Raw genomic sequence first — 15558 nt, 5'->3', positions numbered from 1 at the left:
TGAGAGAGTAGGATCAGTTCGTTATATATTAAGCCAGCATCCCTAGCGGGTTCTCTACGGTTTCCTTGAACGCTTTCATAAATGCCGCTCCGGTAGCACCGTCAATCGCGCGGTGGTCAAAACTTCCCGTGGCGGTCATAATTGTGGCAATCTGAACGCTGTCGTCGATGACTACAGGTTTCTTGATACCCGCGCTGATTGCCAGAATCATTCCATGAGGCGGATTGATAACCGCGTCAAAGCTGGTCACGCCGAACATGCCCATGTTGGACAGGCTTGCCGTGCCGCCCTGATATTCGTGCATTTTGAGTTTGCCGGATTTTGCCCGCTCGGCAAGATCCTGCATCTCGGTGGCAATAGTGCTGAGTGATTTTGTGTCGGCACCTGTAATGATCGGTGTGATCAGACCGCCGGGTATGCTTACGGCAACGGCGATGTCAGCGCGCTCATAGCGGATCATGGCATCGTCAGTATAGCTGACGTTGCTGTCTGGAGCCTGCATCAATGCGACCGCTTGCGCCTTGATCATCATATCATTGACCGACAGTTTGATCCCGCGTGCCTCAAGTGAGGCGTTAAGTTCGCTGCGTAGTTTCAAGAGCTTGTCGATATTGACATCAATGCTGACCCGGTAATGCGGAATGGATTGTTTGGCTTCGGTCAGGCGGCGCGCGATTGTTTTACGCATGCCGGACAATTTTTCGGACTTGTGCGGTACGGTGAATTCATCGGTTGTTGGCTTCGCGGCGGCTTTTTCTGATGGGGCGGGAGTAGCAGATTCGCTTTTGACTGGCGCAGTTCCGGCTTTTGCTGAATCAATATCTGCCTTGATAATCCGACCGCCAGGGCCAGAACCTTTGAGGGCGGATAGGTCCACGCCCTTTTGCTCGGCAAGACGGCGAGCCAGTGGACTTGCTTTTATACGTTCTCCATCTTTGCTTGCTGACGCAGGCTCGGGAGCATCTTCCTGCTTTAATTCAGGTTTGTCTTTGGACTCCGGTTCCGCTTTTGCTTCTTTGGCTGGTTGCTTTTTGGATGTGCTGCCTTCGTTTTCTTTGGTCCCGCTATCCGTGGCCACACTATCCTTGGCTGCGGTATCTACATCTTCGCCTTCTTCGGCAATAATCGCGATCACGTCACCAACTTTAACATTGTCGGTTCCTTCGGCCACGACGATCTTGGCGATCGTGCCTTCATCAATGGCTTCAAATTCCATTGTCGCTTTGTCAGTCTCTATCTCTGCGAGTAAATCACCGGAGGATATTTTATCCCCCTCTTTTACAAGCCATTTGGCCAGCGTCCCTTCTTCCATCGTGGGTGATAAAGCGGGCATTTGAAGGTTGATCGACATGGAGAGAAAACCCTTATTCTATATGATTATTGCAGGCGCTTATGCGAAAATGGCAATAAAGCGCAAGCTGTGTAAATCTTGCATATCACAAGCTTTTGCCGCAAGCATGATTTTAATAGTACATATCGGTGATCGGTTGGGGATTTTTCATGCGTACTTATCTGGTAGTCATTGACGAGACCGAGGAGGCTAGCATCGCGCTGCGCTTTGCGTCACGTCGCGCTATGAAAACCAATGGTGCCCTGCACATATTGGCGCTGGTCAAAAGAGAAGAATTCGTCGCATGGGGCGGTGTACAGGCCACATTGGACGAAGAAGCAAAAAACCGCGCAGAGGCTCTGGTATCCAGCGCTGCGGGTACTTTGTTTGAAGAAACCGGTATCAGGCCATCTATCACCGTCAGAGAAGGCAAAGGACCAAAAGAAGTCCGTAAATTAATGGATCAGGTTGATGGCCTGGCCGCGCTTGTGCTTGCTGCTTCAGCCACCGGAGCACCCGGCCCTTTGGTCACCCAGTTTGCGGCCACAGAAGTCGGTAGGCTTCCCTGTCCGGTAATGGTTGTGCCAGGTTCTCTCAGCAAAGAAGAAATCGACCGGCTAAGTTAGAGGGTACCAGCCGAATCAGTCATTTGCTGCGATGGGGAATGTTTGCGGGGCGTCCCCGTTTTCCCTTGCGATGGGATTTTTTCTTCGACTTTGTTTCTGTGCCAACCGATTTTTTCCCGGATGATTTTTTATTATAGGGCCGTTTTGCGCCGCGACGCGGTTCATAGCGTCCTGATATATGATTGGCACCTTCGGCAAGCTCGAACAACAGGCTTCCGGTAGCGGGATTGGCCTCTATCAACCGTAGGTCGATTTTTTGGCCGATAGTATAGGTTACACCGCTATCAAGCCCTTCAAGCTGTTGTTTCTGCTCGTCATAGTCAAACCGCTCAACACCCAATGTGCGAACAGGGACAAGCCCGTCCCCGCCCAGCTCCTCAACCGTTGCGAAAAAGCCAAAATTCTGGACGCCGGTGATGCGACATTTCAAAACCTGACCGACATGTGCGGATAGATGGGCAGAAATATAACGATCAACCGTTTCGCGTTCGGCCATCATCGCGCGTCGTTCAAGCTGACTTATTTTTTCTGCGATTATGTCCAGTCTTGACGCCATGTCTTCGCTCAAACCGCTTCGCGCCGGAATATTTGCGTTTTCCGGCTTGGGCTGTTCCAATTTGCACGCACTGACCAAAGCGCGGTGAACGATCAGGTCGGCATAGCGGCGGATCGGACTGGTAAAATGGGCGTAGCTTGCCAATGACAAGCCAAAATGCCCCATATTTGTGGCACCATAATAAGCCTGTGTCTGGCTCCGTAGAATTTGCTCCATGACAAGCGGTAAAATATCCGCTTCACCAACCTGTTCGATCAATCGGTTGAAAACAGCAGGCTTAATAACCTGTCCCATCGCAAAGCTGACATCAAAGCTTTTCAAATAATCTTTTAGTGCGATCAGCTTTTCCCGTGAAGGCACTTCATGAACGCGGTAAATGAGTGGCGATTTTTTGGATTCCAAAACTTTGGCCGCGGCGACATTGGCCGCAATCATATAATCCTCGACCAGTCGATGGGCATCAAGCCGCTCCCGCTCTGCAATTTCAGCGATACGTCCCTGATCATCCAATACCACGCGCTTTTCCGGCAAATCCAGATTAAGCGGTTCGCGCGCGCCGCGCGCTTTGAACAACAGTCTCCAGCAGGCCCAAAGTGGCTCAAGAGCCGGAACTTTCATCGGATGGTCCAAATTACCATCTATTGCAGCCTGTGCGTCTTCATAAGCGATATTGCCGCTTAGTCGGACAATGGCTCGTGTAAAGCGCGACGAAATCACTATGCCCTTGGCATTGATTTTCAAATGGCAGGCCAAGGCAGCGCGATCGCTATTCTGTTTTAACGAACAGACATCAGTGGACAGGGCTTCGGGTAGCATGGGCACAACCCGGTCGGGAAAATACACGCTATTCCCGCGTTTATAAGCCTCTTTATCAACCTTGGACCCCGTCCGGACATAGAAGGATACATCGGCAATCGCGACTATCGCATTATACCCGCCAGCATTCTCCGGATCATCATCCGGTGCGGCCCAGATAGCATCATCATGGTCTCGCGCATCTGCGGGATCGATTGCAATGATCGGTAGATGGGTCAAATCTTCCCGGTCATCTTTGCTAAGAGGCATTTTGGCCAATGTTTCCGCTTCATCCAGCGCATCGGACGGAAATTCACGCGGTATTTCGTATTTGTGAATGGCGATCAAACTGAATGATTTGGGGGCGAAAGGATCTCCCAAAACCTCTTTCACCTGCGCCGTAATATGTGAACCGCGACCCACCGGCTCAGCCAGAACCAGATTGCCGACATCTGCTTCACCCAGATCCGATATGGCGGTGCTGCGCCGGATTTTTCGATCAACGGGCTTTAACCAGAACCGGTCCCGTTCGTCTTTTTCGACAATGCCCATCAACATTTCGCTGCTTTGGGCAAGTTTTTTCATCATGAAGGCAATATGCCCCTGCCCACGGGCTTCGGTGCGGGCCAAAATGCGATCGCCAACCGCCAATGCAGCGCGGCGAACCCGTTCCTTTATCCGTAAACGCGGCGCGGGCGCATTATCCGCGTCCCAGCGTTCAGGCATGCCGATGGCCTCATTGCCATCAATTTCAACGATTTTCAGGACGGTGACTTTTGGAATACCGCCCATTTTATGGAAAGCCCGACCCGGCGTGCTGTCGATCAAGCCTTCATCAGCCATATCTTTCAATAGCGCTTTAAGCGCAATTTTATCCGATCCACGTAGCTGGAAAGCCTTTGCAATTTCGCGTTTACCCGCAGGTTGGTCCGACTGTTCGATAAACTCCAATATCTGTTTACGTGTCGGAATCTGCCCCTGTTTTTTGAGCGGTTGCTTTTTTGGCGGTCTATGTGGCTTGGACGATTTGGCCATCAATAAGCTTTGCCGACAAGTATCCGCTCGACTGCCGGTTTTCCGGTAAATATACAATTGCCATCGACCGCAGCAGCCTCTTGCGGGACGTTGCGGAAAGTCAGTTTCAGTTTTTTCAAACGCTGTTCAATCATCTCCAGCTCCTCTCCGGTGGCGCGGCACCATTGGACTTCCAGCCAGCCAGGATATTTCTTATTGTCTTTATAGAATTTCTCTACTTCGGCAAAGTCGCTTATGCCACGTGTGATATTAGCATCCATGCGCTGTTTTGCTTCGCTGTGCAATTTGGACTGGATGTCAACCAACATGTCTGGCACCTGCTGCGCGAAATCATCTTTCCCCATAATATGAGAATCCAGCTTGCCGTTGTCCTTGTAAAGAGCATCCCGGCGCAGCATTGAAATATTGCCTTCCTTCACATCTCTAGGACCGATTTCCAATATTAGCGGAGCGCCCTTTTTAACCCAGTTCCAGCGCTTGTTTGATGCCTTGATGCCGCTCTTGTCCAGCTTTACGCGCACGTTTTCGTCAAAAGCGCAAAGGCCCGCGAGTTGTTTTGTCAGCGCCGTGCAGAAGTCCAGAACTTCCTCATCTTCCGGCTTGTCGCGCAGCATCGGTATAATGACGATTTGATAAGGCGCGATGAGCGGAGGCACGCGTAACCCGTCATCATCGCCATGCGTCATGATAACGCCGCCGATCAGGCGGGTGGAGACACCCCAACTAGTTGTATAAGCGTATTGGAACTGGCCCTCTTTGTCCTGAAAACGAATATTCTGCGCTTTGGAGAAAGTCTGCCCTAGGAAATGGGATGTGCCAGCTTGCAACGCCTTGCCATCCTGCATCATTGCTTCAATCGAATAGGTCGCATCTGCACCGGGAAAACGCTCATTCTCTGGCTTTTCACCCGCCACTACGGGCATAGCCAGAACATCCTCGGAAAAGCTGCGATACATTTCCAGAATATCAAGCGTTTCAACCATCGCTTCATCACGGGTGGCGTGGGCTGTATGGCCTTCCTGCCACAAAAATTCGCTGGTACGCAGGAACATCCGTGTTCGCATTTCCCAGCGCACGACATTAGCCCACTGATTCATCATGACCGGTAAATCACGCCAGCTCTGAATCCAGCGGGAAAATGCCGTGCCGATAACGGTTTCCGATGTTGGCCGGACCACCAATGGCTCTTCCAGCTTTGCGTCGGGATCTACGACAAGTCCGTTCTTATCATCTTTCATCAACCGATGATGGGTAACAACAGCCATCTCTTTGGCAAAGCCGTCCACATGCTCTGCTTCTTTGGAGAAATAGCTTAGCGGGATGAATAACGGGAAATAGCAATTTTCATGGCCAGATGCCTTGATCCGCTGATCCAGCAAAAATTGTACCCGTTCCCAGATACCATAGCCCCATGGTCGCATAATCATGCTACCGCGCACCCCGGATTCTTCGGCTAGATCAGCCTCGGCAATGAGCTGTTGATACCAGGCTGAAAAGTCAGCTTCTCGGGTTACGGATAAAGCGTTTTTCTTCACGTATTATGTTCCTGTCGGAAAGAATTATCGGATTTCAAGGGAGGCTTTTCGGCGCAAAGTCAATCGTCAAGCTTGTCTATTTTTGATTGTATATCGGCAAGCTGCTTTTTGAGCTCCCTGATTTCAATATCTTTGGCTGATATTTCTTCGTCATGTGCCTTGTCATCAGGCGTTTCTTTTCCGCTTAGACCCAATGGGTTGAGCGCTTTTTCAACGACGCTGCCTATTGGACTGGATTTCAGGGCATTTTCAATCGTTTCCTGAAACTGTTTTTGATTTTTAACTGCCATCTGGCCCAGAGGATTTTTATTTAACGCCCCCTCAACCGCTTCTTGAAACTGCTTCTGATTCTTGCGGAAATTGTCCATGGATGCCTCAAGATAAGACGGCATAAGCGACTGCATACTATTGCCATACATGGAAATTAACTGACGCAGGAAATTAACAGGCAGCATATTTTGGCCGCTGCTTTCTTCATCCACAATAATCTGCGTGAGAACATTATGGGTAATGTCATCACCAGATTTGGCATCAATGACGATAAAGTCCACATCGCTCCGCGTCATTTCAGCTAGAAAATCAAGCGTTATATAATTTGATGTTTGTGTGTTGTAGAGTCGTCGATTGGCATATTTTTTTATAATGATCGGTCCATCCGTATCATTTTTATTTGTCTTGGCCATATTGCCTCCTGCAAACATAACCGCATGATTATTTAATTTTTTTTGCGATATGTTTTCTAATGTTCCCGTTATGCCTGGACATTAGACAAAATTGTGCACCGCCGCAACTCATGCTGCGACAATGGTCTTTTATATTGGTGAACCGATGTAATGCAGGTGATTCCATTATGTGCAACTGCGATATGGCATCCGCACATTTTACAGCCAATGACGGGCAAAACGATTGCCGAGTCCGGTTATCAATTCATATTGTGAAAGCCCGGAATGCATTGATGCAAGCGGAAGGTCATATTGCGCGGTTACCCAGTCGGATTCTTTAAGCTGTGGAGCAGCAGTCAGATCAACCGCAATCAAATCCATTGATACCTGACCCAGAACGGGCAGCTCTTGCTGCTCGTAGGTAAATACGCCCTGATTAGAAAAACCGCGTAAATATCCGTCAGCATAGCCCATCGCTATTATCGCAACCGGATGATCCCGCTCGGCAATATATCTGGCGTTATAGCCCAGCTTGTCACCTTGTTTCAACGTGCGAACCTGTAATATCTGGGCTTCGGGAAAGACCACCTGTTTGATGACGCCGGCAAGTTCGCTGCGTTGTCGTCCCCCGTAAAGGGACAGACCGGGGCGAGTGCAATCAAAATGATATTCAGACCCCAACAGTATGCCTGCGCTGTTACACAGGCTGATGCGCTTTCCTGATATACGTTTCAGAGTGCTTGAAAACTCGTTTAACTGATCCCGATTTTGCGGACCATCCTCGTCTGCAGAGGCAAGATGGCTCATCACAAGGTCAATATCCATCGCGGCCCAATCCACCATCGCCAGGTCGCCCGCATTGATTCCCAGCCGGTTCATCCCGCTGTTCAGCATGACATCGCAGGGCCGACCGGTTGGTATCCAGCGCTGTGTCTGTTCAATGCTGTTAAGGACCGGCTTCGCCGGAGATGTGCTGGCAAATGCCATGTCTTGCGCCCGGACACCGCTTAGCACCGAAAGGCGCGTGCCGGGTTCAATATAAGCGTTTAGTTCCTGTGCTTCCTGCCAATTGGCAACAAAAAAGTCATGACATCCAGCCGACTGCAGACGCTTGAAAACATCTATTGCACCCAGACCATAAGCATTGGCCTTTATGGCTGCTCCGGCATTGGCACGGCCACTTAATTCGTCCAGTTTCTGCCAGTTATTGACCAGCGCCTGACTATCCAGACGTAATCTTGCTGTTGGTGCAGGATCAAACATATTGCCACTCATCATGCAGCGATAGTCAGTTTATTCCGCTTCGTCGAGAGCCGCTTCCGGATCATTTGGCAATCCCCACCATGCAACCACCAGAGCCATAAGGACGATGCCCCAAGTATACCACAGCCCGGAGTAAGCTGCGCCGGTTTTGGCGATAATGAAACTTGCGATAAAGGGAAGAAAACCACCAAAATAACCTGTGCCAAAATGATAAGGTATCGACATAGAGCTATAGCGGATCTTAGCTGGAAACATCTCGGACAATAAAGCGGCAACCGGGCCGTATGTCATGCCCGCGAGCATCGAAAGACCCATTGAGGCTACGATAATCATAATAATATTGAAGGCCGGCGGGGTTATAGTGCCCAGTGGATAGCCTGATTTAGCAAGGGCTGTTCTCAGCAATTCTCCACGTTGGCCACTATCTGTCCATGAATATTCGGTCAAATCCTGTTTAACATCACCGATTTTCAGGCTTAGCTCATTCGCGGATACTAAGGTATAAGACACATGGTTTGCGGTCAGGTCAGACAGCAATTTACCGCAATTGCTCGCCTGGGTCTCTGCAAAAGGATTGAAATCGCATTGCGGACCGCTGACGGTGATTGGCGCGGCTGTTGATGCTTTGTCCAGCTCGGGATTTGCGAAGCTGCCGATCATCCAGAAAAGCGGGAATAGCATAAGCAGGGTGAGTATATAGCCAAAGATAATTGGTTTTTTTCGTCCAATCCGGTCCGATAATCGGCCAAATATAATGAAGAATATCAAGCCGAAGAAAGCCGCTATACCGACTAGAATCTCAGCCATTGTGCTTTCAATCCGCATCGGTCCTTTCAGAAACGCGAGGCCGGAGAACATTGCCGTATACCAGATAATCCCGCGGCGATACCGAATAGCGCGACAAAAATTCGTTTCTTGTTTCCGGGATAGGTAAAACTTTCGACAAAAGGATTTTTTGCCGTTTCACCCGCTTCTTTCATAGCGGCAAATACCGGACTTTCAGAAAGCTTCAAACGCATCCACAAAGATATACCCAGCAGAATGATCGACAGGATAAATGGTACACGCCAGCCCCAATCAATCCATAGCTCGTCGCTCATCAACGCTTTGCTGGACAAAACCACGATCAGGCTGAGCACAAAGCCACCCGCCACGCTGGCCTGAATAAAACTGGTATAGAAGCCGCGTTTTTCTTTAGGTGCATGTTCGGCAACATAAATGGCCGCGCCGCCATATTCGCCGCCAAGCGCCAATCCTTGAAGGACACGAAGTAAAATCACAATGATGGGAGCGGCAATGCCGATCGACGCAGCAGAGGGCGTAAGTCCAACCCCCGCAGTGGCAATACCCATCAGTGTGACGGTAACCAGAAATGTATATTTCCGGCCCAGCTTGTCACCGAGATAACCGAACAAAATAGCGCCCAGAGGACGAAAACCAAATCCTACGGCAAATCCGGCCCAAACCATCAGGATTTGCAATGTTTCATTGCCGCTCGGGAAGAATGCCTGACCAATAATCGCCGCCAGTGTCCCGTATATAAAAAAATCATACCATTCGAACACCGTGCCTGCGGAAGATGCCGCGATGACCAGTCGTATTTCTTTCTTGGTCGGCTCACGCATCGGGGCCGTGCCGGACAATGTGGCAACCTCACTCATTGCTTTCCCTCCCCTAAAGCAAACGGCCAGTCCGGCTGCACGCTATATTGGCTCTATGTTATTGGTTCTATATTATTCCAGCTCCAATATTACGGCATCAACAGCCAAGCTGTCTCCTTGCACAGCAGATACGGATTTCACAATCCCGTTTTTCTCTGCCCGCAGAATATTTTCCATCTTCATGGCTTCTACAACGGCCAGCGGTTGCCCTTCTTCGACCTTGTCACCCTCTTTCACATGAAGCGCAACAAGCAATCCCGGCATTGGGCAAAGCAGATATTTGGATAGATCCGGCGGGATCTTCTCGATCATATGCACGCTATGTTTTGCAATATGGCTAGGCAATACCTGAACCTTGTGCGTGGCGCCGTGGGTGTTGAGCGCAAAGCCATTAGCCGTTTTGGCGATTTTCACCGATAGCGGTTCATCACCAATATTGGCCAGTATCAGACTATCACCGGGAGCATAGGCCAAAGACAGATCCACATCCTGATCATCTACGATGATGCCATCTTCGGATACATAAACCTGCTGGATGCTGTCACCAATTTTGACTTGCCAGTCCGAGGGTGCTTCCAGACGCTGGCCCAGTTGATTATCAACGCGTCGTGCACGATCAGCATGGGCGGTCGCAGCAAATGCTGCAATGGCCGCAAGATTGCGGAGCAGCTCTTGTGAAGCGGGTGCGCCCTGAAAACCGTCGGGATATTCCTCGGCTATGAAATTGGTCGTGATGTTTCCAGCACGAAACCGCTCATGCTGCATCAGCGCCGAAAGAAAGTCGATATTATGGCCCGGTCCCTTAATCTCAAAGCGGTTCAGGGCATCAATCTGCCGGTCAATCGCCTCAATGCGCGTTTCACCATAAGTGATCAGCTTGGCAATCATCGGATCATAAAAGATCGAAACCTCGCCGCCTTCGGTAACGCCATCGTCTACGCGGATACCCTCTTCGGCTTCAGGCGGGTTATATTTAACCAAGCGGCCCGTTGACGGCAGGAAATTCCGGTAAGGATCTTCGGCATATACGCGGTTTTCGACTGCCCAGCCCGTCAAGGTTACTTCTTCCTGTGTCAAAGGCAATTTTTCGCCATAGGCAACACGGATCATCTGTTCGACCAGATCCAGACCTGTGATATATTCGGTCACAGGATGTTCGACTTGAAGCCGGGTGTTCATTTCAAGGAAATAGAAACTCTTGTCCGCACCAACGATCAGCTCGACAGTGCCCGCACTGTGATAGCCAACGGCCTTTGACAGGGCGACAGCCTGTTCGCCCATTTTTTTTCGCATTTCTTCATCCACAAAGGGGGACGGCGCTTCTTCGACAACCTTTTGATGGCGCCGCTGGATCGAACATTCGCGCTCACCGAGATAAATGACATTGCCATGCTTGTCGCCCAATATCTGGATTTCGATATGGCGGGGCTGTTCGATGAATTTCTCGATAAATACGCGGTCATCACCGAAACTTGCCAGACCTTCGCGTTTGGTTGCTTCAAAGCCCTCGCGCACATCCTGTTCCGACCAGGCAAGGCGCATACCTTTGCCGCCGCCGCCAGCGCTGGCTTTCATCATTACGGGATAGCCGATTTCCGTGGCGATACGGACAGCATGTTCGGTATCATCAATTTCACCAATATGACCGGGAACCACACTGACACCGGCTTTTTCAGCCAGTTTTTTGGACTCGATCTTGTCACCCATCGCCGCAATGGCATTGGGCGGTGGTCCGATAAATGCGATATTATTCTTGGCTAATTCTTCTGGAAAGCTGGTGCGTTCGGAAAGAAAACCATAGCCGGGGTGCACAGCTTCCGCGCCGGTTTCTTTACATGCTGCGATAATCTTGTCTGCGATCAGATAGGATTCTGCCGCTGGCGAAGGGCCAATATGTACGGCTTCATCAGCCATTTGAACATGGGGTGCCCGGGCATCGGCATCAGAATAAACCGCGACTGTTTTTATACCCATTTTTTGCGCGCTACGAATGATCCGGCAAGCAATTTCACCGCGATTAGCGATCAGAATTTTTTTAAACATGTTTACTCGGCTGCCTCTAATTGGTCTTTTAATTGATTTTCGAGTTGATCGTTTCTGGGGGGCTCAGCGGCCATCGGTGTCAGGCCCAGTTTTTCAAACATCGCCTGATCCGCGTCTTCACCCGCATTTCCTGTGGTCAACAATTTATCGCCTGTGAAAATGCTGTTAGCACCGGCCATAAAACAAAGCGCCTGTGTGCTTTCCGACATGGATTCCCGTCCGGCAGACAGGCGCACCATAGATGCTGGCATGGTAATACGCGCCACTGCAATCGTACGGACAAATTCAATATCATCAATTTTTGCAAGTGGTGTATCGGCAAGCATGTCACCAAGCACTGTGCCTTTTACCGGCACCAAGGCGTTAACGGGCACACTTTCAGGATGCTTGGGCAATGTGGCCAGTGCATGAATAAAGCCAACCCGGTCTTCGCGGGTTTCACCCATGCCGACAATCCCGCCGGAGCAGACGTTAATCCCGCTGCTGCGAACATTTTCAAGTGTTTCCAGGCGATCGTCAAATGTCCGGGTCGTGATGACCTTTTCATAATGCTCGGGCGAAGTATCTATATTGTGATTGTAATAATCCAATCCCGCTTCCGATAGCATTTCGGACTGTTCCTTGGTCAGCATGCCCAGCGTCATGCAGGTTTCCATGCCCATCTGGCGCACACCTTTAACCATTTCGATGATTGCGGGCATGTCCCGGTCTTTGGGATTGCGCCATGCCGCGCCCATGCAAAAGCGGGACGATCCCTGATCCTTTGCTTGTGCTGCTGTTTGAAGGACCGAGCGCACATCAAGGAGCTTTTCGGCTTTCAACCCACTTTCTGCGTGGACGGATTGGTTGCAATAGCCGCAATCCTCCGGACAGCCGCCAGTCTTGATTGACAGCAACGTCGAAAGCTGGACCTGCCCCGGTGTGTGATGCTGACGATGGATTGTGGCAGCTTGAAATAATAGCTCGTCAAAGGGCAGATTAAATAAATCCGCTATCTCTTCACGGGACCAATCTTGACGGACTTCATATTCATTCGCGGGTGCACCGGGTGTTTCATTCAAACTCATTCGGTGATTTCCTCGTTTTTGGGCGGCATATTATGGCCAAGCTGGCGCAAGATATCGGCGGCACATTCCACAATATTGCTTCCGGGTCCATAGATTCCGACCACTCCTGATTTGCGAAGAAATTCATAATCTTGTGGAGGAATAACCCCGCCAGCAAAAACCTTGATATCGCTGCGTCCTGCATCTTTCAGCAACTGGATCAATTCGGGAATCAGGGTTTTGTGCCCGGCAGCAAGGCTGGATGCACCAACAGCATCAACATTTTCCGACAAAGCCAGATCGCGCGTTTCAGCCGGTGTCTGGAACAGCGGCCCTGACACAACTTCAAAACCCATATCGGTAAATGCGCTTGATACGACATTGGCGCCGCGGTCGTGCCCGTCCTGCCCCATTTTAGCGACCAATATTTTGGGCTTGCGGCCAAGACGCTGAGATACGGAATCGACACCGTCAACTACCAGCGCATATTGCGGATCGCCTTCATAAGCTGCCCCGTAAATTCCCTTTACCGGGGTAGGTAGCGTTTCATAGCGACCAAAGGCATCTTCCATCGCATCGGAAATTTCACCAAGCGAAGCCCGTTTGCGCGCAGCATCTACGGCCAAAGCAAGCATGTTGCCATTGCCCTTTGCTCCTTCGGTGATGGCTTTCAAAGCGGCCTGACAAGCATCTTCATCCCGCTCTTTCCGCATTTTGTCCAGCCGGGCAATCTGGCCCTGCCGCACTTTTGCGTTATCAATGTCGAGCGTTTCAAGAGGATCTTCGTCTTCGCGGACATATTTATTCACGCCGACAATTACGTCTTCACCCCGGTCAACCCGTGCCTGACGCCCTGCGGCAGCTTCTTCGATCATGCCCTTGGGCCAGCCATCGGCTACGGCCTTGGCCATTCCGCCTTCGGAATCGACGCGTTCGATAATTTCCCAAGCCTTTTCGACCAATTCGTCGGTTAATGCTTCGATATAATAGCTGCCGCCCAGGGGGTCGACGACTTTTGTTATGCCTGCTTCTTCTTGCAAAACAATCTGTGTATTACGGGCGATGCGTGCGGAAAAATCCGTCGGCAAAGCAATAGCTTCATCCAGCGCGTTAGTATGGAGCGATTGGGTTCCGCCTAATGTGGCGGCCATGGCTTCAATCGTTGTGCGGATAACGTTATTATACGGATCCTGCTCGGTCAAAGACACACCCGAAGTCTGGCAATGGGTACGCAGCATTTTCGAGCGCTCGGATTTCGCCCCGAGGTTAGTCATAACGCGATGCCATAATGTGCGGGCCGCACGCAATTTGGCAACTTCCATGAAAAAGTTCATGCCAATGCCGAAGAAGAAGCTCAATCGTCCGGCAAAGGCATCAATATCAAGCCCTGTCGCCATGGCCTGTTTTGCATATTCGCGGCCATCGGCAATCGTAAAGGCCAATTCCTGCACAGCCGTCGCACCGGCTTCATGCATGTGATAGCCGCTGATCGAAATGCTGTTGAATTTCGGCATATGTTCCGACGTATAACCGATAATGTCGGAAATGATCCGCATGGATGGTGCGGGGGGATAGATATAGGTGTTTCGCACCATGAATTCTTTGAGAATATCATTCTGGATCGTGCCGGACAGTTGGTCCTGCGAAACGCCCTGCTCTTCCGCTGCAACGATATAAAAGGCCAGGCAGGGGATAACCGCACCGTTCATCGTCATGGAAACCGACATGCTATCGAGCGGAATCCCGTCGAACAGGATTTTCATATCCTCGATACTGTCAATCGCCACACCGGCTTTGCCGACATCACCGACAACGCGGGGGTGGTCACTGTCATACCCGCGGTGGGTGGCCAGATCGAATGCAACCGACAGGCCTTTCTGACCCGCTGCAAGATTCCGGCGATAGAAGGCGTTGGATTCCTCGGCTGTGGAAAAACCCGCATATTGCCGGATTGTCCAAGGACGTCCGGCATACATGCTGGCTTTCACTCCGCGCGTAAAAGGACCAAAGCCGGGAAGTCCCGGATCAATCCCTTTTTCGCTGGTATCAGCCGCCGTATACAGCGGTTTCACAGAAATACCTTCCGGTGTTTCCCATGTCAGGTCGCGCCCTTTGACCTCTTTATCAGCAAGCGCATTCCAATCTTCTATCGTCGGTTTATCAGTCATTATTCGCCCTTAAACTCGGCTTTCCGTTTCTTGAGGAAGGCTATCGCACCTTCGCGTGCATCATTGCTGTCGCCGGCAATCCGCTGTCCTTCTGCTTCGCCTAAGAGGGCCGAAGCATAGTCGCTTTCCAGTGCTGCTGCCAGATTACGGCGCATTACACCCAGAGCGACCGTTGGTCCACCCGCAAGCCGCATAGCCAGTGCGCGTGCTTCATCCATCAATGTAGCGTCATCAACGCATTTGTAGATCAGTCCCCAGTCAGCAGCTTTCTCACCGGAGATTTTCTCACCAAGCATCATCATTTCGGTGGCTCTGGCTTTGCCGACCAGACGCGCTAACATCCAGCTTGCCCCGCCGTCGGGCACCAGACCGATATTGACGAAAGCCTGAAGAAAATAGCCGGATTTTCCCGCAATGGCAAAATCACTCGCCAATGCAATAGAACAGCCGACACCGGCTGCTGCACCATTTACCGCGGTAACGGTCGGAATATCAAGCTTGGCAAGTTTTAGCATCAGCGGGTTATAATGCTGGTTAAGCGCGGCGTAGGACCCCTGCCCGCCTGACAGCGCACTCGCATCGCCCTTGGCCTGAAGGTCAGCACCTGCACAAAATGCACGACCTTCGCCGGTAATGAGAACCGCGCGCGCATCCCCCAGATGATCCAAAGCTAGATTTACATCATCGGCCATGTCCAACGAACACGCGTTAAGCCGGTCGGGCCGGTTGAGTGTAATTGTTGCTACCTGATCGGTAATGTCTAACTTGATATTCTCGAATTTCATTCGTTGCTACTCCGTTCATCCTCAGCCTGTCGAGATTTGGTTACTCGGCTCAT

General features: G+C 50.8%; 10 protein-coding genes and 1 pseudogene. 1 reads left to right on the top strand and 10 read right to left on the bottom strand.

The window, feature by feature from the left end; genetic code table 11:
• Positions 1 to 28: 28 nt before the first annotated feature.
• Entirely contained in the window at positions 29 to 1351 is a 1323-nt protein-coding gene (locus AB1K62_RS03945; RefSeq protein WP_367001415.1) for a pyruvate dehydrogenase complex dihydrolipoamide acetyltransferase, read from the bottom strand.
• 149 nt (positions 1352 to 1500) lie between these two features.
• Between AB1K62_RS03945 and AB1K62_RS03940 the strand changes: the two genes are divergently transcribed.
• Positions 1501 to 1956 (top strand): universal stress protein, encoded by a 456-nt coding sequence (locus AB1K62_RS03940; protein WP_367001413.1) that lies wholly within the window; start codon positions 1501 to 1503, stop codon positions 1954 to 1956.
• Positions 1957 to 1975: 19 nt separating this feature from the next.
• On the opposite strand, the gene AB1K62_RS03935 is transcribed toward AB1K62_RS03940, so the two are convergent.
• From AB1K62_RS03935 to AB1K62_RS03895, 9 genes and pseudogenes are all read right to left on the bottom strand, one after another.
• Positions 1976 to 4342 carry a VacB/RNase II family 3'-5' exoribonuclease gene (locus tag AB1K62_RS03935; RefSeq protein WP_367001412.1) on the bottom strand — a complete coding sequence of 789 codons (2367 nt, stop codon included), beginning with the start codon at positions 4340 to 4342 and terminating at the stop codon, positions 1976 to 1978.
• Positions 4342 to 5877: a proline--tRNA ligase gene (gene proS / locus AB1K62_RS03930; RefSeq protein WP_367001410.1), complete on the bottom strand. Its 1536-nt coding sequence runs from the start codon at positions 5875 to 5877 to the stop codon at positions 4342 to 4344. Before proS ends, AB1K62_RS03935 begins: the two co-directional genes overlap by 1 nt.
• 59 nt (positions 5878 to 5936) lie before the next feature.
• Positions 5937 to 6560, bottom strand: a complete 624-nt coding sequence (phaR, locus tag AB1K62_RS03925; protein ID WP_367001409.1) for a polyhydroxyalkanoate synthesis repressor PhaR — start codon at positions 6558 to 6560, stop codon at positions 5937 to 5939.
• 198 nt (positions 6561 to 6758) lie between these two features.
• On the bottom strand, positions 6759 to 7802 hold the full coding sequence (gene alr / locus AB1K62_RS03920; RefSeq protein ID WP_367001408.1) for an alanine racemase: 1044 nt from the start codon (positions 7800 to 7802) through the stop codon (positions 6759 to 6761).
• 30 nt (positions 7803 to 7832) lie between these two features.
• A pseudogene (locus AB1K62_RS03915) lies at positions 7833 to 9463 on the bottom strand (MFS transporter).
• A gap of 72 nt (positions 9464 to 9535) precedes the next feature.
• The gene (locus AB1K62_RS03910) at positions 9536 to 11506 is read right to left on the bottom strand and encodes an acetyl/propionyl/methylcrotonyl-CoA carboxylase subunit alpha (protein WP_367001406.1); all 1971 of its coding nucleotides are present in this window, start codon (positions 11504 to 11506) and stop codon (positions 9536 to 9538) included.
• A 2-nt stretch (positions 11507 to 11508) separates the two neighbouring features.
• Complete coding sequence (bioB, locus tag AB1K62_RS03905; RefSeq protein WP_367001403.1) at positions 11509 to 12573, bottom strand: biotin synthase BioB; 1065 nt, start codon at positions 12571 to 12573, stop codon at positions 11509 to 11511.
• Positions 12570 to 14720, bottom strand: coding sequence for a methylmalonyl-CoA mutase (gene scpA, locus AB1K62_RS03900; RefSeq protein ID WP_367001402.1), 2151 nt, complete (start codon positions 14718 to 14720; stop codon positions 12570 to 12572). The genes bioB and scpA overlap by 4 nt, the downstream gene beginning before the upstream one ends.
• Complete coding sequence (locus tag AB1K62_RS03895) at positions 14720 to 15505, bottom strand: enoyl-CoA hydratase-related protein (RefSeq protein WP_367001401.1); 786 nt, start codon at positions 15503 to 15505, stop codon at positions 14720 to 14722. Before AB1K62_RS03895 ends, scpA begins: the two co-directional genes overlap by 1 nt.
• Between the last annotated feature and the right edge of the window lie 53 nt (positions 15506 to 15558).

It is taken from the genome of Parasphingorhabdus sp. JC815 (assembly GCF_040717415.1).
Taxonomy (GTDB): domain Bacteria; phylum Pseudomonadota; class Alphaproteobacteria; order Sphingomonadales; family Sphingomonadaceae; genus Parasphingorhabdus.
Note: the sequence above shows the minus strand (reverse complement) of the source record. Positions and strands in the feature narration are given on the sequence as shown.

Bases quoted from the DNA above. Each gene is read 5' to 3' on its own strand.
- AB1K62_RS03945 (WP_367001415.1), bottom strand. From the start codon at position 1,351: ATGTCGATCAACCTTCAAATGCCCGCTTTATCACCCACGATGGAAGAA.
- AB1K62_RS03940 (WP_367001413.1), top strand. From the start codon at position 1,501: ATGCGTACTTATCTGGTAGTCATTGACGAGACCGAGGAGGCTAGCATC.
- AB1K62_RS03935 (WP_367001412.1), bottom strand. From the start codon at position 4,342: ATGGCCAAATCGTCCAAGCCACATAGACCGCCAAAAAAGCAACCGCTC.
- phaR (WP_367001409.1), bottom strand. From the start codon at position 6,560: ATGGCCAAGACAAATAAAAATGATACGGATGGACCGATCATTATAAAA.
- alr (WP_367001408.1), bottom strand. From the start codon at position 7,802: ATGTTTGATCCTGCACCAACAGCAAGATTACGTCTGGATAGTCAGGCG.
- AB1K62_RS03910 (WP_367001406.1), bottom strand. From the start codon at position 11,506: ATGTTTAAAAAAATTCTGATCGCTAATCGCGGTGAAATTGCTTGCCGG.
- bioB (WP_367001403.1), bottom strand. From the start codon at position 12,573: ATGAGTTTGAATGAAACACCCGGTGCACCCGCGAATGAATATGAAGTC.
- scpA (WP_367001402.1), bottom strand. From the start codon at position 14,720: ATGACTGATAAACCGACGATAGAAGATTGGAATGCGCTTGCTGATAAA.
- AB1K62_RS03895 (WP_367001401.1), bottom strand. From the start codon at position 15,505: ATGAAATTCGAGAATATCAAGTTAGACATTACCGATCAGGTAGCAACA.